This window comes from Nocardia carnea NBRC 14403 (genome assembly GCF_000308515.1).
Lineage (GTDB): Bacteria > Actinomycetota > Actinomycetes > Mycobacteriales > Mycobacteriaceae > Nocardia > Nocardia carnea.
Genome location: NZ_BAFV01000122.1, coordinates 23,618 through 41,424, shown reverse-complemented (window position 1 = coordinate 41,424; position 17,807 = coordinate 23,618). Strand labels below are relative to the sequence as shown.

General features: G+C 66.4%; 19 protein-coding genes. 10 read left to right on the top strand and 9 right to left on the bottom strand.

Going from position 1 to position 17,807, the window contains the following annotated elements:
* Window positions 1–58: 58 nt before the first annotated feature.
* The 5 genes from ON22_RS31125 to ON22_RS31105 are packed head-to-tail and all read right to left on the bottom strand — an operon-like array spanning window position 59 to window position 5,334.
* Entirely contained in the window at window positions 59–436 is a 378-nt protein-coding gene (locus ON22_RS31125) for a hypothetical protein (protein WP_033245722.1), read from the bottom strand.
* A complete protein-coding gene (locus tag ON22_RS31120) occupies window positions 433–1,140 on the bottom strand; it encodes an ABC transporter ATP-binding protein (RefSeq protein WP_033245723.1) in 708 nt (235 codons plus the stop codon). Before ON22_RS31120 ends, ON22_RS31125 begins: the two co-directional genes overlap by 4 nt.
* Window positions 1,137–1,850 carry an ABC transporter ATP-binding protein gene (locus ON22_RS31115; RefSeq protein ID WP_033245724.1) on the bottom strand — a complete coding sequence of 238 codons (714 nt, stop codon included), beginning with the start codon at window positions 1,848–1,850 and terminating at the stop codon, window positions 1,137–1,139. The genes ON22_RS31120 and ON22_RS31115 overlap by 4 nt, the downstream gene beginning before the upstream one ends.
* Window positions 1,828–3,954, bottom strand: a complete 2,127-nt coding sequence (locus ON22_RS31110) for a branched-chain amino acid ABC transporter permease (protein WP_033245725.1) — start codon at window positions 3,952–3,954, stop codon at window positions 1,828–1,830. The genes ON22_RS31115 and ON22_RS31110 overlap by 23 nt, the downstream gene beginning before the upstream one ends.
* A 6-nt stretch (window positions 3,955–3,960) precedes the next feature.
* Window positions 3,961–5,334 (bottom strand): ABC transporter substrate-binding protein, encoded by a 1,374-nt coding sequence (locus ON22_RS31105; protein WP_033245726.1) that lies wholly within the window; start codon window positions 5,332–5,334, stop codon window positions 3,961–3,963.
* 337 nt (window positions 5,335–5,671) lie between these two features.
* Here ON22_RS31105 and ON22_RS31100 point away from each other — a divergent pair, with 337 nt between their 5' ends.
* The 7 genes from ON22_RS31100 (at window position 5,672) to ON22_RS31070 (ending at window position 11,486) form a co-directional block, all read left to right on the top strand.
* Window positions 5,672–6,202: a carboxymuconolactone decarboxylase family protein gene (locus ON22_RS31100; RefSeq protein WP_033245727.1), complete on the top strand. Its 531-nt coding sequence runs from the start codon at window positions 5,672–5,674 to the stop codon at window positions 6,200–6,202.
* A 4-nt stretch (window positions 6,203–6,206) separates the two neighbouring features.
* Entirely contained in the window at window positions 6,207–7,469 is a 1,263-nt protein-coding gene (locus tag ON22_RS31095) for an aromatic ring-hydroxylating oxygenase subunit alpha (protein WP_033245728.1), read from the top strand.
* The gene (locus tag ON22_RS31090) at window positions 7,459–7,800 is read left to right on the top strand and encodes a hypothetical protein (protein ID WP_033245729.1); all 342 of its coding nucleotides are present in this window, start codon (window positions 7,459–7,461) and stop codon (window positions 7,798–7,800) included. The genes ON22_RS31095 and ON22_RS31090 overlap by 11 nt, the downstream gene beginning before the upstream one ends.
* A gap of 2 nt (window positions 7,801–7,802) precedes the next feature.
* On the top strand, window positions 7,803–9,017 hold the full coding sequence (locus ON22_RS31085) for a metal-dependent hydrolase family protein (RefSeq protein ID WP_033245730.1): 1,215 nt from the start codon (window positions 7,803–7,805) through the stop codon (window positions 9,015–9,017).
* Window positions 9,001–9,417, top strand: a complete 417-nt coding sequence (locus ON22_RS31080) for a nuclear transport factor 2 family protein (RefSeq protein WP_033245731.1) — start codon at window positions 9,001–9,003, stop codon at window positions 9,415–9,417. Before ON22_RS31085 ends, ON22_RS31080 begins: the two co-directional genes overlap by 17 nt.
* A 71-nt stretch (window positions 9,418–9,488) precedes the next feature.
* Window positions 9,489–10,604, top strand: a complete 1,116-nt coding sequence (locus ON22_RS31075; RefSeq protein WP_033245732.1) for an acyl-CoA dehydrogenase family protein — start codon at window positions 9,489–9,491, stop codon at window positions 10,602–10,604.
* A gap of 51 nt (window positions 10,605–10,655) precedes the next feature.
* Window positions 10,656–11,486, top strand: a complete 831-nt coding sequence (locus ON22_RS31070; protein ID WP_197039707.1) for an acyl-CoA dehydrogenase family protein — start codon at window positions 10,656–10,658, stop codon at window positions 11,484–11,486.
* A 13-nt stretch (window positions 11,487–11,499) separates the two neighbouring features.
* On the opposite strand, the gene ON22_RS31065 is transcribed toward ON22_RS31070, so the two are convergent.
* From ON22_RS31065 to ON22_RS31050, 4 genes are all read right to left on the bottom strand, one after another.
* On the bottom strand, window positions 11,500–12,051 hold the full coding sequence (locus ON22_RS31065) for an MTB12 C-terminal domain-containing protein (RefSeq protein ID WP_033245734.1): 552 nt from the start codon (window positions 12,049–12,051) through the stop codon (window positions 11,500–11,502).
* 286 nt (window positions 12,052–12,337) lie between these two features.
* Complete coding sequence (locus ON22_RS31060; RefSeq protein ID WP_033245863.1) at window positions 12,338–12,847, bottom strand: MTB12 C-terminal domain-containing protein; 510 nt, start codon at window positions 12,845–12,847, stop codon at window positions 12,338–12,340.
* Between the two features lie 191 nt (window positions 12,848–13,038).
* The gene (locus ON22_RS31055) at window positions 13,039–13,827 is read right to left on the bottom strand and encodes an enoyl-CoA hydratase (protein WP_033245735.1); all 789 of its coding nucleotides are present in this window, start codon (window positions 13,825–13,827) and stop codon (window positions 13,039–13,041) included.
* 144 nt (window positions 13,828–13,971) lie between these two features.
* Entirely contained in the window at window positions 13,972–14,970 is a 999-nt protein-coding gene (locus ON22_RS31050; RefSeq protein ID WP_033245736.1) for an acyl-CoA dehydrogenase family protein, read from the bottom strand.
* Between the two features lie 185 nt (window positions 14,971–15,155).
* Here ON22_RS31050 and ON22_RS31045 point away from each other — a divergent pair, with 185 nt between their 5' ends.
* The 3 genes from ON22_RS31045 to ON22_RS31035 are packed head-to-tail and all read left to right on the top strand — an operon-like array spanning window position 15,156 to window position 17,806.
* Window positions 15,156–15,812 carry a TetR/AcrR family transcriptional regulator gene (locus ON22_RS31045; RefSeq protein ID WP_033245737.1) on the top strand — a complete coding sequence of 219 codons (657 nt, stop codon included), beginning with the start codon at window positions 15,156–15,158 and terminating at the stop codon, window positions 15,810–15,812.
* Window positions 15,813–15,860: 48 nt separating this feature from the next.
* Window positions 15,861–16,712 (top strand): acyl-CoA thioesterase, encoded by an 852-nt coding sequence (locus tag ON22_RS31040; protein ID WP_033245738.1) that lies wholly within the window; start codon window positions 15,861–15,863, stop codon window positions 16,710–16,712.
* Between the two features lie 32 nt (window positions 16,713–16,744).
* Window positions 16,745–17,806, top strand: a complete 1,062-nt coding sequence (locus ON22_RS31035; protein WP_051158327.1) for an NAD(P)H-dependent amine dehydrogenase family protein — start codon at window positions 16,745–16,747, stop codon at window positions 17,804–17,806.
* Window position 17,807 lies beyond the last annotated feature (1 nt).

Below are 17,807 nucleotides of genomic sequence, written 5' to 3'. Positions count from 1 at the left end.
CACCGGGCCGAGAATTCTCGCCCTCGTGCCCGCAGGACCCGCTGTCGAATCGAGCAACTCACCGTTGTGGCATACCGACCTCCCCGAGTTCCCGGCCCGACTCGCCGGGCAGGCGCCCGGCGAGCTGAGCCAGGTCGTAGGACTGTCGCGCCATCCAGTACCGCAGCACCCCGGTCAGCGAGTACCGCAGGAACAGCGCCGCCCCCACGATGTTCAGTGCGATACCGCCCAGGGCGATGATGATCGCGTCGCGCTGCACCAGTGCGTCGGACGTGTTGTTGGACATCAGATAGCCCAGCACGATCACCACCGGGCCGAGGATCAGCAACGCGACACCGACCCGCAGCCACAGACCACCGCGGCCGGCAGCGGGGTCGGGGATCTTCAGCTCCGCGAGTTCCTGGACGAAACGGTCCGCGCGTGTGGATTCGGTCATGAGGGACTTCCTAGATAGAGAGTGGCCAATTGGTTGCGGAGCCCGAGATCGGGTGGGCCCTGATGTTCGATGCGGCCGCGGACGAGTACCGCGGCGGTATCGGCGATATCGAGTACCGCGGCAGCGAACTGTTCGACGATCAGCACCGCCACACCCTGGCGGGCGATTTCGGCGACCTGTTCGTACAGCCGTTCCACCACCAGTGGCGCGAGCCCCATGGACAGTTCGTCGAGCAGCAGTACGGCCGGGTCGGTGGCCAGGCCGCGGGCCAGGGCCAGCATCTGCTGTTCGCCGCCGGAGAGCGTGCCCGCGGTCTGCCCGGCCCGCTGCGCCAGGATCGGGAACCGCGCGAACGCGATATCCTCGATCTCGGCGACCGGGCGGCCGGTGAACGACATCATCAGCAGGTTGTCGCGGACGGTGAGGTTGGGGAAGATACCCCGGCCCTCGGGGATCAGGCAGACACCGGCGCGGGCGAGGTCGCGGGGATCGACTCCGTTGACCGTGCGCCCGCCGAGCCGGAGTTCGCCGTCGGCGATCGGATGTACTCCGGCCGCCACTTTCAGCGTGGTGGTCTTACCGGCGCCGTTGGGCCCCAGCAGCGCGACCACTTCGCCGGCCCGCACAGTCAGGTCGACACCGTGCAGGACGGTGATCGCGTCGTAGGCGGCGCGAATTCCGGTCAATTCCAGTAGTGCGGTCACGAGTCCCCCAGATAGGCCGCCAGGACCTGTTCGTCGCGGCGGATCACCTCGGGCGATCCACTGGCGATCACACTGCCGAGATCGAGGACGTAGACCTGGTCACAGACGCTCATCACCAGCCCCATATCGTGCTCGACCAGCACCACCGCGGTGCCGTCCGCGGCCACCGAACGCAACAGTTCGGCGAAACGATCCGTTTCCGCGCTGTCCTGCCCGGCGGCGGGCTCGTCGAGCAGCAGCAGTGTGGGCCGCACCGCGAGTGCGCGACCGACCTCGACCAGCCGGGCCAGCCCGGTGGGCAGTGAATCGGCCAGATCACCGGCACGTTCGCCCAGACCCAGCCGGTCGATGATCTCGTCGACGACCTTGTCCGCGTGGCGCCGCCGCGGGCCGAGTTCCGCGGCGACCAGCAGGTTGTCCCGGACCGAGAGCCGGCCGAAGAGTTCGAGCCGCTGGAAGGTCCGCGCCATTCCGCGCCGGGCCCGCCGTGCCGGGTCGAGCCGGGTGATATCGCGGCCCGCCAACCGGACCCGTCCGCCCGCGGGCCGCCGCAATCCGCAGATCACGTCGAACAGCGTGCTCTTCCCGGCCCCGTTCGGCCCGATCAATCCGGTGACCTCGCCCGCTTCGGCCTGTAATCCGGCGCCGTCGAGGGCACGCCGGCCACCGAAGGTGACGGTGATATCGCTAACGTCCAGCAGTGATGGCATGATCGAGCACCTCCTTGTCCTCCGGCCGCCACGGCCGTTTCACGCCCCACCATTCGACGGGCACATCCGGTTCCCCGGCGTCGGCGCGCTGTTCACGGTTGTTCGCCCAGATGCGGATGGCGAAGACCGCGAGGAACGAGCCCCAGAAGAACATCCAGCCGTCGATCACACCGGCCAGCCGCACCAGCCACAGCGCCACCGGTACGGCGACCATCAGCACCAGCGTCACCCGGTTGCGGATCGCCGCCTCGAAGCCCTCCCGGATACGGGCGACCGCACCGTGGCTCACCACACCGCCACCGAAGGCGATACCGGCCAGCGCCGGAAGCACGTGGATGAGGTTTTCGGTCGACGGGAACAGCACCGGGATCGCGAGCATCGGCCCGTAGAGCGCGACACCCACGAACAGGCCGTTGCCCAGTGCCCCGAGCCCGGCGAACACCGCCACCAGGAAGATCGGCAGACCGGCCACGAAATTGAACTGTTCGGGGGTCACCGAACCCATCTGCATCCCGAACAGTGCACCGCCGAGCCCGGCCAGCCCGGCGCTCAGCGCGAAAACCGCCACCTTGGCGCGCAGCAGGTTACCGCCGAGGGTGGCGTAGGCGGCTTCACTGTCGCGCAATGCGATGAGCCTTCGGCCGAACCGGCCGCGTCGCAGGGCGGCTACACCGAGTGTGGCCACCGCCAGGCAGACCGCCGCGAAAACGGTGATGCTCGCGGCGGTATCGAGCCGCAGCCCGAACAGGTTCGGCCCGAACACCTCCACCGACCCCTGGTCGAAGAACGAGATCTCCACACCCGCGATCTCGAAGGACGGGAGGGTGAAGATCCACCGATCGAGCACCACCGCGAAGGCCGCGGTTCCCAGCGCCAGATAGACGCCCGAAAGGCGTAGTGCCGGAATCGCGATCAACGTACCGGCCAGCGCCGCGATCGCCACGGCCGCGAACAGGCCCCACAGTTCACCGTCCGGGGCGAGTTGCCCGTAGGCGATCGCCCCGATACCCGCCATACTCAGCTGGCACAACGAGATCTGCCCGGCGTACCCGGACAGCGGTACGAACGACAAGGCGATGACACCGAAGGCGAACATCGGCCCGTAAGCGATCAGATCGCTTTCCCCGAGCGTGGTGGCGACGATCAAACCGATGATCACGATCACCGCCGCGAAGAACAGCGCACCGCTGCGCGACGGTGTGGGCACCGGGCTGAGTTTGCGGTCGCGGCCGCGCAACCGCCCGTGCGGGAACAGCAGCAGCGCCGCGAACAACAGCAGTGCCGGCGCCGCTAGCCGCAGGCCGGGCAGGTATTCGTTCTGCGGCAGATACCCGGTCAGATAGCTCTCCATCAGACCGACCACGATCGCGCCGAGGAAGGTCATGGGCAGGCTGCGCAACCGCCCGAAGATCGCCGCGGTGTAGGCGCTGACGATCAGCAGCGACAGCGTGGATGCGTCCAGCGAGACCGTGGGCGCGATGAGAATGCCGCCCACCGCGGCCAATTCGATACCGAGGATCCAGGCGACCCGGTTGGCGCGGACCGGGTCGGCACCGGTGAGCCCGGCGAGAGCCCGGTCGTCGACGGTGGCCCGCATCTCCGCACCCGTCCGGGTGTTGAACAGCAGTACGCGCAATGCCACCGCGACCGCGATCGCCACCAGCATGGTCAATGCCTGATGCCAGGTGACGGTGGCGGCGCCGAGCCGGATCGGTTCGGCGTCGGCGAAGAAGGTGGGTAGCGTGCGCGCTTGCATCGGATCCCAGATCCAGCGCGCGGTGGCGATGAGGCCGCTGAGCAGCGCGACCGTCATCACCAGTTTTTCCGCGTCACCCAATCCCTGCACGGCCCGCAGCGCCCGTTCGACGAGCAGGCCCGACAGCGGCGCCAGCACCAGCAGCACGATCGCCAGGGCGACCGGTACGGGTACCCCCCAGCCGGCGGTGAGCTGCCAGTAGGAGAAGGCCGCCATCATCCCGGCCGCGCCGTGCGCGAAATTGAAGATTCCGGTGGTCGTATGGGTGAGCACCAGACCGCTGCCGATCACGGCGTAGACGGCCGCGGTGCTCAGCCCGACGATCCCGAAGGCGAGGAATTGATCCATGGTCGGTTACTTGACGTCCGCCATGGTCTTGCCCACATCGGCGAGCGTCATCGGCTCGCCGTAGTCACCGGTGTACCGGTAGGGCGGGGTACCGCAGCGGAACAGGCCCTCGTTTGCACCGAATTCGGGCGCCTTCCAGCCTTCCGGTGTGGCCTGCATGACGTTGAAACAGTTCGGTGCCGGATCCTTCGCGGACAGATCGTTCGGGCTGTGCAGCCCGCCGCCGGTCCACTCGGTCTCCTTCTTCGCCGTCTCCACCACGCAGGTGCGGGTGAGTTCGGACCCGCAGGCGCTCGCGGCTTTCGCGAACAGCAGCCAGGCCGAGAACGCGCGGATGGCGGGCAGGCTGATCACCGCGTCCGGTGCGTACTGCTCGTACAGCTTCTGCAGTTGCTGCATGGCCGGCGATTCGTCGGCCAGCTGCGGCGGGACCACGCCGCCGAGATCCACGATATTGTTCTGGAAGCTCGCCGAGCGGCCGAGCAGTTCGATGTAATCGGGCCGGAAAGCATTGTTGGTGGGGTCGATCCAGTCCAGCTTGTAATCCATCGAGGTCAGTTTCTCCTCGAGTTTGGCCAGCGGGCCGTCCTCGCCGATGAAGATGAGGCCGCGCACGCCGCTGTTCTTGATGGCCTGTGCGTAGGGCGTCCAGTCGGTCACGCCGCCCACCGGATACAGCTGGTTGTAGACCACCTTCGCGCCCATCGCGTTCAGCGATTCGACGGCCTTGTCGCCGAGCACCTTGGTCACCGGCGAATCGCCGTTGATGATCCCGATCGCACCGGCCGATTCCGGATAGGCCTCTTTGGTCAGCCACTGGCGAGAGGCGTTGTAGGGGTCGTAGTGGGCGTAGGTGCTCTGCGAGGCGATGACCTGCAGGTCCGTGCCGAGGTTGGGCTGCTGGGAGATCTGCGCGGGGAAGTCCGGGAGGGTGCATTCCAGCCGTTCCTTCACCCCGAGCCCGTCCAGTCCGGCGCCACCGCCGACGAGCGCGAAATCGGTACGACAGGCTTCCACCATCTTCTGGCGGACCGCCATCACTTTCGAGTCGTGGATTTCGGTGGTGATGGTGCGGCCGTTGATACCGCCGGCCGCGTTGCACCAGGAGGTGAACACTGTCGCGGCGTCGACGAATTCGGGGTTCTTGGAGTAACCGACATCGGTGAAGACACCTGCGGTGATCTCACTGCCGGTGACTCCCTGGGTGGGCGACCCCAAGGCGTCACCGTCGCCGCAGACACCGGTCAGGTCGCCGAAGTCGGCCACGACCTTGTCTCCGGACGAGGAGTTCTCGGTTTCGCTACCACTACGTCCTGAGCAGCCGGCGGTGGCGAGTAACGCCACCGCTATCAGGACGGCGGCTGTTCTCTTCGGTCTCACGATGGTCCTTTCTGAGCTGACCCCCATCGGCCAGCCGATCGTGATCGGGCGAGCGGCCCGCCCGTACACCGATTTCGAGTCGGACACCCTGGCCGATTGACCGCCGTACCCAGCTCTCGGTGAATGAAAACTAGCTTCTCACTTATCGAGAATCAATATCCTCTTTTTCGGGTACACATCGGCATGGGCGACCACACCGGCCGCAGCCCGACCGAGCAGGGAGGTCACAACCGCAGGCTCACCACCTGTCGATACGCCTTCACATTGACTATCCGCGCAGCACATGGAAATCTGTTATCCGAAAGCGAGAATACCATTCTCATCGAGAGGAGTCGCGATGCGAGTACCGCCGCTACCCGCGGACCGGTGGGACGAGGACGTCGACGATGCGCTGCGCGTCATGCTGCCGCGCAGGTTGCGGAACCCGGAGTCGGCGAGCAACGCCCTGTCGACACTCGCCCGGCATCCCGCGCTGACCAAGGCGTTCCTCACCCTGAATGTCCACCTGCTTTTCCGGTCCCCGCTACCGGCCCGGCTGCGCGAAATCGCCATCCTGCGCGTCGCGCACCTGCGGGACTGTGTCTACGAGTGGAACCACCATCGCGAAGCCGCGCTCGCGGAGGGAATCACCGCCGACGAGATCGCCGGAGTCGCCCGGGGCGAGGCCGCCGACGCCGTCGACCGGCTGATCCTGCGCACCGTCGACGAACTCGATGAGAAATCGAACCTGTCCGACGCCACCTGGGACGGACTGTGTGCGCATCTCGACGAACACCAGCGGATGGATCTGATCTTCACCATCGGCACCTACAACACGCTTGCCGCGGCCTTCAACACCTTCGGCATACGATCCGAGTACGAGAGGTAATCCCTTGGCACACTTCAACAAACCGGCGGCGGGTAGCTGGACCGAACACTACCCGGATCTGGGCACCGAACCGGTCGACTACTCCGATTCCATCGATCCGCAGTTCTACGAAGACGAGCGCGAGGCGATCTTCAAGAAGACCTGGCTGAATGTAGGCCGGGTGGAGCGGCTCCCGCGCAAGGGCAGCTATTTCACCAAGGAACTCTCGGCCGCCGGCACCTCGCTGATCATCGTGCGCGGTAACGACAACGAGATCCACGCCTACCACAACGTCTGCCGCCACCGCGGTAACAAACTCGTCTGGGACGATTACCCCAACGAGGAGACCTCGGGCTTCTGCAAACAGTTCACCTGCAAATACCACGCCTGGCGCTACAGCCTCGAGGGCGAACTCACCTTCGTCCAGCAGGAGAAGGAATTCTTCGGCCTGGACCGCGCCGACTACGGGCTCAAGGATGTGCGGTGCGAGGTGTGGGAGGGGTTCATCTTCGTCAACCTCGACCACGACGCCGAACCGCTGACCACCTTCCTCGGCCCGATGATCAAGGGGCTGGAGGGTTATCCGTTCCACGAGATGACCGAGGTGTTCAGTTACAAGGCCGAGGTCGGCAGCAACTGGAAACTGTTCATCGACGCGTTCGCCGAGTTCTATCACGCGCCGATCCTGCATATGAAGCAGGCGGTGAAGGACGAGGCCGACAAACTGGCCGGTTACGGCTACGAGGCCCTGCACTACGAACTGCAGCCGCCGCATTCGATGATCTCGTCGTGGGGTGGGATGGCACCGCCCAAGGACCTGAACATGGTCAAACCGATCGAGCGCATCCTGCGCAGCGGACTGTTCGGCCCCTGGGACCGCCCCGATATCGAGGGCTTGGACCCGCTGCCCGTGGGGATCAATCCCGCCGGCCACCGGGCCTGGGGTGTGGACGAGTTCGAGATCTGGCCGAACTTCTCGCTGCTGTTCTGGGCGCCGGGCTGGTACCTCACCTACCACTACTGGCCGACCGCCGTGGACAAGCACATCTTCGAGGCCAACCTGTACTTCGTACCCGCCAAGAACGCGCGGGAGCGGCTGGCTCAGGAGCTGGCCGGCGTGACCTTCAAGGAATACGCGCTGCAGGACGCGAACACCCTCGAGGCGACCCAGACGATGATCGCGACCCGCACCGTCACCGATTTCCCGCTCAACGATCAGGAAATCCTGCTCCGCCACCTGCACAAGACCGCGCAGAAGAAAGTCGAGGATTACCGCAATGGCAACTGAGGACACACAAGCGCTGCCCGCCGAATTCGCCGATCTGGCGCGCTTCGCGGACTGGATCCTGCCCACCGAACCCGAGCGGTACGCCAAACGGCTGGCCTCCACGATGCCGGAGATGCAGGACTTCTACGACGCCGGGATGGCGCGGCTCGAGGATGCCATCGCCTACTGCGACCGGTTCGACCTCGACGATCTGCCCGATGAGGCCCGTAACCTGTTCCATCTGATGCAGTCGCTGGTGATGGCGTCGTTCCCGGTGGAGGTCTGGAAGCAGCCGCGGGTGCCCGACAGCGGCGCGGCCTACCTGGACATCGTGCGCGAACCGGTGGTGTAGCGATGCTGACACTGCGGGCCGCCGGTCTGCTCGATGTGGACTCCGGCGAAATCGTCCGGCCCGGCATCCTGCGCATCGACGGGGACCGGATCGTCGGCGTCGGTGGAGAACCGGAGGGTGAGATCATCGAGCTCGGTGATCTCGTCCTGCTGCCGGGATTGATGGATATGGAGGTCAACCTCCTGATGGGCGGCCGGGGCGAAACCGGGCTGAGCTCCTCGGTCCAGGACGACCCGCCGCTGCGGATGCTGCGCGCCGTCGGCAATGCGCGCCGCACCCTGCGCGCCGGGTTCACCACGGTGCGCAACCTCGGCCTGTTCGTCAAAACCGGCGGCTACCTGCTGGATGTCGCGCTCGGTAAGGCCATCGACGCGGGCTGGATCGATGGCCCGCGGATCGTGCCGGCCGGCCACGCCATCACCCCCACCGGCGGGCATCTCGACCCCACCATGTTCTCGGCCTTCGCCCCCGATGTGCTGAAGCTGACCCTCGAAGAAGGCATCGCCAACGGTGTCGACGAGGTACGTAAAGCGGTGCGGTACCAGATCAAACACGGCGCCCAGCTGATCAAGGTCTGCGTATCCGGTGGGGTCATGTCGCTGACCGGAGCGCCCGGCGCGCAGCATTATTCGACCGAGGAACTGCGGGCGATCGTCGACGAGGCGCACCGGCGGGGCCTTCGGGTGGCCGCGCACACCCACGGGGCCGAAGCCGTGAAAGAGGCCGTCGGGGCCGGAATCGACTGTATCGAGCACGGTTTCCTGATCGACGACGAAGCCATCGATCTCATGGTCCGGGAGGGCACCTATATGGTGCCGACCACGCGCCTGGCCGATGCCATGGATGTCTCCAAGGCGGCACCGGAACTGCAGGCCAAGGCGGCCGAAATGTTCCCGCGCGCCCGGACCTCGGTGAAGGCCGCCTTCGACGCCGGCGTGAAGATCGCGGTCGGCACCGACGCACCGGCGATCCCGCACGGCCGCAACGCCGACGAGCTGGTGGCCCTGGTCGAGCGGGGACTCGATCCCCTGTCGGTACTGCGGGCGGCGACGGTCGTGGCGGCCGAGCTCATCCAGGTCACCGACCGCGGCCGGCTCGCCGAGGGACTGCTCGCCGATGTGATCGGGGTACCCGGTGATCCGCTGGCCGATATCACCGTCACCCAGCAGGTGCGGTTCGTGATGAAAGGCGGAAAGGTCTATGGCAGCAAACGATGACCTGATCGAAATCCAGCAGCTGCTCGCCCGCTACGCGGTGACCATCACCAAGGGCGATATCGACGGACTGATCGGCGTATTCACCCCCGACGGCAGCTACAGCGCGTTCGGCGACACCTACACCCTCGACGTGTTCCCCGAACTCGTCGACGCCGCACCGAAGGGCCTGTTCCTCACCGGGACCCCGCTGATCGAACTCGACGGCGATACCGGCACCGGTACACAGCCGCTGTGCTTCGTGGAGCAGTCGACCCACGATATGCGGATCGGGTACTACACCGACACCTACCGGCGCACCGACAAAGGCTGGCGGCTGGCCACCCGCGCGATGACCTTCATCCGGCGCAGCGGTATCCACGATTCCGGTATCCCGCACGCCTTCGAGCGGCCGTCGGCATGAGTGAGTCAGGCTCGGAGGCGGTAGCGAAGCGTCACCACGCAGAGCCCGCACTCATGCCCGATGGACACAGCATGAGTGAGTCAGGCTCGGAGGCGGTGCCAGAGGTCGGGGAGTTCCGGTCGCGGGTGCGGGACTGGCTCGATACCAACGACCTCTCCCCCGGGCCCGAACCCGGTTTCGACGCGCAGGTCACGCAGCTGGGCCGGGTCCGACGGGCGCTGTTCGAGGCCGGTTGGATGCGCTACGGCTGGCCCGAGTCCGTCGGCGGTTTCGGCGGTCCGGCGCTGCTGCGGGCGGTGCTCGGCGAAGAAGTCGCGAGCCGTGACCTGGCCGAACCGGGCATCTATTCCATGGTGGAGGTGCTGGCCCCCACCATGATTTCCTATGCCCGTCCGGAGCTGGCCGCCGAGATGGTGCCCCGGCTGCTGGACGGTAGTGAACAGTGGTGCCAGGGTTTTTCCGAGCCGGGTTCCGGTTCGGACCTGGCCTCGTTGCGGACCCGCGCCGAACAACGCGGCGACCGCTGGGTGATCAACGGGCAGAAGGTGTGGACCAGCCTCGCGCAGTTCGCGTCGCGCTGTGTACTGCTGACCCGCACCGGTCCGGGCCACGACGGGATCACCGCGTTCTTCGTCGATATGGATACCCCGGGGATCACCGTCCGGCCGCTGCGCACCATGCACGGGGTCGACGAATTCGCCGAGGTCTACTTCGACGATGTGCTGGTCGACGAGGCCCGGATGCTGGGCCGGCCCGGTGACGGCTGGCGGGTCGCGATGGATCTGCTGCCCTACGAGCGGTCCACCTGTTTCTGGCATCGGATCGCGCATCTGTTCACCCGGCTCGACCGCCTCCTCGACCAGACCGCGCACGCCGACGACGCGGATCTCGGCGCCGCCTATCTGGCGTTGCACACCGTGCGGTGCCGCTCCCGCGCCACCCAGCAGCGCCTGGCCGGCGGCGCTGCGCTGGGGCCGGACACCTCGATCGACAAAGTACTGCTGGCCACCGCCGAACAGCAGCTCTTCGATACCGCCCGCGATCTGCTGCCGGGTGAGATCGAGTTCGCCGATTCCGAATGGCGCCCGGAGTTCCTGTATTCCCGCGCGGCGACGATCTACGGCGGCACCGCCGAGATCCAGCGCAATATCATTGCCCGCCGCCTGCTCGACCTGGGAAAGGAGTGAGCGGTGGACGCTGCCGAACAGACTCTGCTCACCGATACGCTGCGTAGGTCGATGGGCGCGGCCACCGGCGCCGAACTCTATCCCGCGCTCCGTGCTCTCGGCTGGTACGAGTTGCTCACCGACAGCGCGGATATCGCAGTGCCGCTCGCCTTCCGGCTACTCGGCGAGACCGGCGCCCACGCACCGTTGATCAACGATGTGCTGGCGTATGCGGCAGGCCGCCCGTTCGGCGAACCGATACCGCTACCGTTCACCGGCGGCCGGTGGGTGCTCTGGCAGGAAAATGCGGGCCCTGCGGAACGTGGGCAGCACGCCGAGCCGGTCGTTCTCCTCGATCCCGAACTGCCGCTGTCCACTGTCGCCGAGCCCACCGAATCCCTTGCCTCCGACGCTGTCCCACTCGCCCAGGCGCGCCGGGCACTGGGCTGGTGGCTGACCGGCTCCGCGCGCGCCATGCTCACGCTGGCCCGCCGCCACGCGCTCGAGCGGGTGCAGTTCGGCAAACCGGTCGCGGGTTTCCAGGCCATCCGGCACCGGCTGGCCGAAACCCTGGTCGCCATCGAGGGAGCCGAGGCCACACTCGCGGTAGGACCGTCCGATGCGCACCATCCGGCCCACTCCGAGACTGCGGCACCGCAACACTACGATTCCCTTGCCGCCGCGCTCGCCAAGGCCGCCGCCGGTCGCGCGGCGCTGGTGACCGCTCGCCACTGCCAGCAGGTGCTCGGCGGGATAGGTTTCACCGCCGAGCACGAATTCCACCGCCACTACCGGCGGGCCCTGGTGCTGGACGGATTACTCGGCAGCTCCCGCGAGCTCACCCGCGAGGCCGGTGCGACGTTGCGCGAGTTGGGCTACGCCCCCCGACTGGCGCAGCTCTAGACCCCGCCGCGGCCTACGCGCAGGCCTGGGACATGCCGCCGGAAATCGCGACCAGGCCGCACATGGTGGTTGCGGAGATCTTCCAGCCGTTCGTCTCCCGTACCGCATGACCGATCTGGTTGCTCACCACCGGATTACCGGAAATATTCAAGGTGAATCGCAATTCGGCGTGCGCCGGGTCGAGTACCACCACATCGGCGATCTCGACCGTGGTGAGCGCGGTGCGGATATGGTTCGCCATACCAGCGATCTCGGTTTCGAAATCCGGTCCGCGTTCCACCAGCGCCAGCCGATCCTCGGTGGACGTCGCGGGCGCGAAAAAGGCTTGGTAGACGCCGCTTATCGCTGCGGCAGCGGCGGCCGGCGAATCCGAGGTGGCCACGCCGGCCCCCGGATTCGCCGCCCCCGGGTTCGCGGCGGCGACTTCGGTGGCGGGCGCCTCCGTTGTCGGTAGGACATAGCAGTTGTCGGGCCCGAAGAAGTTGCCGCAACCCGTGATCGCGCCCAGTGCGAGCGCGATTCCACAGGCAGCGGCAGTTCGCGCTACCCGGTGTCTTCGTGACATCGGTTCGTCTTTCTGAAGAGTGATGATCGGCGTCCGCGGAAACCATGTTCTACGGACGCCGCGGGGAGCTTAGCCCGACACCACCTCGGGTACGGCCGGTTTCGCCTATTTTGCCGGATATTCATCCGGTTAAATAACCCGGCCGGCGGCGAGTGTGTTCTGTCCACCGAAACCCGGCCCGTGCCAGGCCATTCCGGAAGCCGGAGAAGACGCCGTATCGATACTGCGCAACCGATACGACGTCCACCTCTCCCGGCTACCGTGAGAGTGCGACCGTGCGAGAAGATCAGCCGCAGGCGGGGACCACTTCGCCCGTACCCTGGACCGCGAGCAGCGCACAGAAGGTCATCGCGGCCACCTTCCAGGTGTCACCCTCCTTGATCGCCTGCCCGGACTGATCCGGCAGCACCGGATTTCCGCCCAGCAGCAGGGTATAGGTGACGTCGGCGGTCTTATCGTCCACAACCTCCACGGCCGATACGGTCACGCTCGTCCCCTGGGCGCGCGGGTCGGCGGCCATTCCCTCGAGGAAGGGTGTGAATTCTTCCCCCTTCTCGACCAGGCCCGCCCGGGTCGCCGGTGCGGCTTTCCCGTCGAAGAAGGTGACGAAAGCGTCGGTGACCGCTTTCTCGGTCTCCGGCGCGGCCGCGGCAGGGGCGGCGGAGCTGGTGGCGGCCGGAGTGGAGGTGGACGCGGCCGCGTCTTCTCCGGAATCACCACAGCCGATCACGGCCGTGGCGGTCAGCGCCACCAGGCCGAAAAAAGTGGTGGCATGCCGGATTCTGCTGGAACGCATAGCGGAAACCTTTCCGATGGACATTCGGTAATTCTTGTCCATCCGGGGAAATTCGAAAACGGGGTTCCGGGCGGTCGTCATTCGGTTACGCTGCCCGTGTCGAAAGAATCCCTGACCGCCGGTTCCAGCTCGGCGTCATATCTTCGATACGGGGGCCGGCACCGCAGCGAACGGCGCAGGCCCCCGTTTCGCTATTTCATATTCGTCTTCATCTGATCCAGATCCACCAGAATCGGGTAGCCGCTCACACTGAGCGCATTTCCGTGCCCGGTGGAATGGATATCGAATACCGATTGGATCGCGGCGTAGAAGCCCTGCACATCCATGGTCTGGTTCACCGCGCGTTTGGCCTGGCGCAACCCGAACGGCGGCATCTGCGCGATCTGCCCCGCCAGTTCTGTCGTCTTGGCCGGCAACTCCTCCAGCGGTACCACCATATTGACCATCCCGGCCTGCTCGGCCTCCTGCGCTGTCACCGGACGGCCGGTGAACAGGATCTCCTTGGCCTTGCGGTGACCGAGTTCCCAGGTATGGCCGTGATATTCGACGCCACCGATCCCCATCATCGCCACCGGATCGGAGAACAACGCATTGTCCGCGGCGACGATCAGATCACACGGCCAGCACAGCATGAGCCCGCCGGCGATACAGCGGCCCTGGACGGCCGCGATCGAGGGTTTGGGCACATTACGCCACCGCAGCGTGTATTCCAGATACCGGCGGCTCTCGGTCTGGTAGATCCAGTCGAGGGTGATCTTCTCCGGTTTGGGCCAGCTGTCGTCCTTGAGGTCGTGCCCCGCCGAGAAATGTTTTCCGGCCGCATTCAAGACGATCACCACGGCATCGTCGTCGTTGGCGGCACGAGTCCACGCGGCATCCAATTCGTCCAGCAGCGCGGAATTCTGGGCATTCGCCGCTTCGGGCCGGTTCAGCGTGATCGTCGCGACCTTATCGGCGACGGAATAGTCGATATAAGACATAACATTGCTCCTCGGTTCCGGGGTGCACCGGGCGCACACCCGGTACTCGTATTCCGTTTGCTGCACCACGCGGCTGCCGGCCGGTGTGCCACTCGGCCGCGCCGATGACCGGAGTCCTGGTGCGCGCACCCATGATGCGTCCGATCAGCGATGGGCGGCGAGATACTCGTGCGCTACCACCGCCCGGTGCGTGGCCGCGCCACCGAACAGAAGTTCGCCGGCCTTGGCCCGTTTGATCGCGAACTGCAGATCGTTCTCCCAGGTGAATCCCATGGCACCGAACAGCTGCACACCGTGCCGGAACACCACCGACTGACATTCCCCCGCCGACGCCTTGGCCATCGCCGCCGCCAGGGTGCGGCGCGGATCGTTCTCCGCCAGGCACAGGGCCGCGAAGTATCCGAGGGCTCGCGCCCGCTCGATGGCCAGGTGCATATCGGCGGCCTTGTGCTGGACGGCCTGGAACGCCCCGATAGCGGTATCGAACTGCCGGCGGGTACGCACATGGTCGAGGGCCAGGTCGAGAATGCGCTGGCAGGCACCCACTGTCGTCAGTGCGAGACCGGTCAGCGCCAGCTGCCGGGCGCGTTCGGGGTCGGCGCCGGTGCGGTCGGCATCGGTGACCCGCACCCCGTCGAAGGTGACCTCCGCGATATGCAGCACCGGATCGAAGACCTCGACCCGCCGGGCGGTGACGGTATGTGCGGGGACGACGAACACCCCGGCCGTGGTGACCACCGCGAGCCGGTCGCAGCGGTCGCCGTCGAGAACCTGGGCGGCGGTCCCGTGCAGCAGCCAGCCTGCACCGTCGCGGACCGCGGTGACCCCGTCGAAAATTGCGGCACCCGTTCCTTCCGATGTGCCGAAAGCACCTGCCAGCGGCGCGAACTGGGTCATCGTGGCGAGGTAGGGTGTGGGATCGGTGGCCCGCCCCAGACCTTCGAGCACGATCCCGAGCTCCACGGTCGCCTCCGGCTCCACGAGTTCGGTCCAGCCGAGTTCGGCATAGGTTTTCCACAACCGGCCGGGATCAGCGCCCGCGTCCACGATATCCCTGATCACCGAGGCGGGGCATTCCTTGGCGGTGACCTCGCGGACCGTATCGCGCAGCAGCCGTTGGTCGGCATCGAACTCGAAGAGCATCCGGGCTGCCTCCTGTTGGGCGGGGTTGCGTTACGTTCAGGAGAATAGCATTCTCTTGAGATGAAATTAATAGTCTCCTCAAGGGTGCGAACACCGGACGTGCCCGCCCGGACATGGGACGTTCTCCGGTACAGTGCACCCATGTTCTCCTCATATGGGATCGATGGGATCGGACGGGCCGGCCGGTGACCGCCCCGAGCGAAGAGCCCGCTTGGAAGCAGCGTGCGGTCGAGCGTTCGATCCGTACCGCGAAGTTGCGGGCCGAGCAGCGCGTGCAGCGGTTCCTCGATGCGGCCCAGGCGATCATCACCGAAAAGGGCACCACCGATTTCACGGTCCAGGAGGTCGTGGATCGGTCGAAACAGTCGCTGCGCAGCTTCTACCTGCAGTTCGACGGGAAGCATGAACTGCTGCTGGCACTGTTCGAGGACGCCCTGAGCCGCACCGCGGACCAGATTCGCGCCGCCGCCGCGGGCAAGGACAATGCCCTGGACCGGTTGCAGCTCGCCGTGGAACTCCTCTACGAACTGTGCCGCCCGGACCCCACCGCACAGCGTCCGCTGTTCACCGATTTCGCCCCGCAGCTGCTGGTCAGCCATCCGGCCCAGGTGAAGGTCGCGCATACGCCGCTACTGGCACTGTTCACCGAGCTCATGGTCGACGCCGACAAGGACGGCCTGCTGCGTGAGGAGCTCAATCCGCGCCGGATGGCCGCCATGGTGATGCAGACGGTGATGTTCACCGCCCAGTCCAACGGCGAAATCGACGACGAGACGACCCATCCGATCTCGGCCGAGGAGATCTGGGAGTTCTGCGCCAAGGGGTTCGCCCGCGGAATCTAGACGAGAATAGCGTTCTCCAAATCAGAGATACGGGTTTACACTCGGTGTATGCCCGATCTCTGGACCGACCTACTCGCGTGTATGGATCTGCGCCTGCGTCCCACCACACCGCAGACCGACGACACCGAGGCACCCGCCCCCGACCCGCAGGCCACCCTCTCGGTATTCGAGGGCCCCAATCAGCAGCTGGAGTACCACCGGCTCTTCGGTGGTCAGCTGCTGGCCCAGTTCCTGCGCGCCGCGGTGTTCGCCTGCCCGGACAAAACGGTGAAATCCGTCCATGTCATCTTCGCCCGCGAGGGTAAGAGCGATGCCCCGGTCTACTACGTGGTACAGCCACAGCATCGCGGGCGCTCCTTCGCCACGCTCACCGTCGTCGCCCGGCAGAAGGGTGATGTGATCGCCACCGCGCTGCTGTCGATGACCGCGCTCGAGGACGGCCGGGAGAACCAGGAAATCGGCACGGTACCACCGGTTCCGGGTCCCGAGCACACCGTCGGCATAGGCCTGATCCCCTGGGAAACCCGTTCCCTCACCGACCTCGGCGACAAGGCCGCCGGGCCGGCCGAATACGACCTGTGGATGCGCACGCCCGAGGTCGGTGCCGAACTCGCGCCCGGCCTGGTGTCCTATGCCACCGATCTCAATGTCATCGGCACCGTCCTGCGCCCGATCGAAGGTTTCGACCACAGCGGCAACGGCACCGAATTCACCTCCGCCACCACCTCGCACACACTGTGGTTCCACCGCCCGTTCCGTAGCGACGACTGGTTGCTGCTGCGGCACGAGGGCCTGGTCATGGCACACGGCCGCGCCTACGGTCGCGGTGACGTCCTCACCGCGGACGGCACCCTGGTGGCCTCGTTCGCACAGGAAGCCCTGCTGCGTTTCCGGCCCTGAACCATCCGGCCCGTACGACCGATAGGCATTCGATGCACCCCTCTCCCCCGACCGCCGCCGCCGAACCGTTGCGGGTCGCCCAATGGTCCACCGGCACCATCGGCGCCCGGGCCCTGCGCGCGATCATCAACCACCCGGAACTCGTTCTGACGGGCGTGTATTCGCACGACGCCGCAAAACGGGGTCGCGATGCGGCCGAATTGTGCGGATCACCGGCCCCCACCGGGGTCTGTGCGACCGGCGATATCGGCGAAATCCTGCGCGACACGCCGGACTGCGTGCTCTATATGCCCCAGTCCTGCGATATCGACGAGGTCTGCCGGATACTCGCCGCCGGCGTGAATATCGTGACGACCGCCGGCGTCTTCCACCATCCCGGCAGTATGGACCCCGCTGTCCGTGCGCGAGTGGAGGCAGCGTGCACAACCGGCGGTACCTCGATCCACAGTACGGGCAGCAGTCCGGGGTTCATCACCGAAGCCGTTCCACTGGTGCTGGCGTCGATCCAACGGCGCCTCGATGTACTCACCATCCAGGAATACGCCGATCTGTCCCAGCGGAACTCACCGGCGATCCTCTTCGATGTCATGGGATTCGGCGGACCGCCCGGCGAATTCGCCCAAGTGCGGCTGGATCATCTGCGCAACAGTTTCGGTCCGTCACTGCGGTTGCTGGCCGATGGTATCGGGCTTCCGCTCGACGAGGTGACTGCCACGGGCGAGGTCGCCACCGCGGCACGCACGTTCGATATCGCCGCCGGCACGATCCCGCAGGGAACCGTTGCCGCCCAGCGCATCACGATTTCCGGCATTCACCAGGGCCGGACCGTCCTGCGGTTCCAGGCCGTCTGGCATTGCGGTGCACAGGCCGAAACCGACTGGGCGATCCGCCCCACCGGCTGGCATATCGGCGTGGAAGGCGACGCGCCCCTCGAAATAGATATGGTTTTCCCGTTCCCGCTCGATCAGATGGCCCGGCACTCCCCCGCCTACACCGCGAACCGGGCCGTCAACGCCGTCCGCTACGTCTGCGCGGCCGCCCCCGGTATCCGCACCGTCCTCGACCTGCCCCCGATCACCGCAACCCTGGGATGAC

Coding starts and splice junctions, on each gene's coding strand:
- ON22_RS31110 (WP_033245725.1), bottom strand. CDS start 3,954: ATGGATCAATTCCTCGCCTTCGGGATCGTCGGGCTGAGCACCGCGGCC.
- ON22_RS31075 (WP_033245732.1), top strand. CDS start 9,489: ATGAGTGAGTCAGGCTCGGAGGCGGTGCCAGAGGTCGGGGAGTTCCGG.
- ON22_RS31070 (WP_197039707.1), top strand. CDS start 10,656: ATGGGCGCGGCCACCGGCGCCGAACTCTATCCCGCGCTCCGTGCTCTC.
- ON22_RS31060 (WP_033245863.1), bottom strand. CDS start 12,847: ATGCGTTCCAGCAGAATCCGGCATGCCACCACTTTTTTCGGCCTGGTG.
- ON22_RS31065 (WP_033245734.1), bottom strand. CDS start 12,051: ATGTCACGAAGACACCGGGTAGCGCGAACTGCCGCTGCCTGTGGAATC.
- ON22_RS31125 (WP_033245722.1), bottom strand. CDS start 436: ATGACCGAATCCACACGCGCGGACCGTTTCGTCCAGGAACTCGCGGAG.
- ON22_RS31050 (WP_033245736.1), bottom strand. CDS start 14,970: ATGCTCTTCGAGTTCGATGCCGACCAACGGCTGCTGCGCGATACGGTC.
- ON22_RS31090 (WP_033245729.1), top strand. CDS start 7,459: ATGGCAACTGAGGACACACAAGCGCTGCCCGCCGAATTCGCCGATCTG.
- ON22_RS31040 (WP_033245738.1), top strand. CDS start 15,861: ATGCCCGATCTCTGGACCGACCTACTCGCGTGTATGGATCTGCGCCTG.
- ON22_RS31035 (WP_051158327.1), top strand. CDS start 16,745: ATGCACCCCTCTCCCCCGACCGCCGCCGCCGAACCGTTGCGGGTCGCC.
- ON22_RS31115 (WP_033245724.1), bottom strand. CDS start 1,850: ATGCCATCACTGCTGGACGTTAGCGATATCACCGTCACCTTCGGTGGC.
- ON22_RS31085 (WP_033245730.1), top strand. CDS start 7,803: ATGCTGACACTGCGGGCCGCCGGTCTGCTCGATGTGGACTCCGGCGAA.
- ON22_RS31055 (WP_033245735.1), bottom strand. CDS start 13,827: ATGTCTTATATCGACTATTCCGTCGCCGATAAGGTCGCGACGATCACG.
- ON22_RS31080 (WP_033245731.1), top strand. CDS start 9,001: ATGGCAGCAAACGATGACCTGATCGAAATCCAGCAGCTGCTCGCCCGC.
- ON22_RS31100 (WP_033245727.1), top strand. CDS start 5,672: ATGCGAGTACCGCCGCTACCCGCGGACCGGTGGGACGAGGACGTCGAC.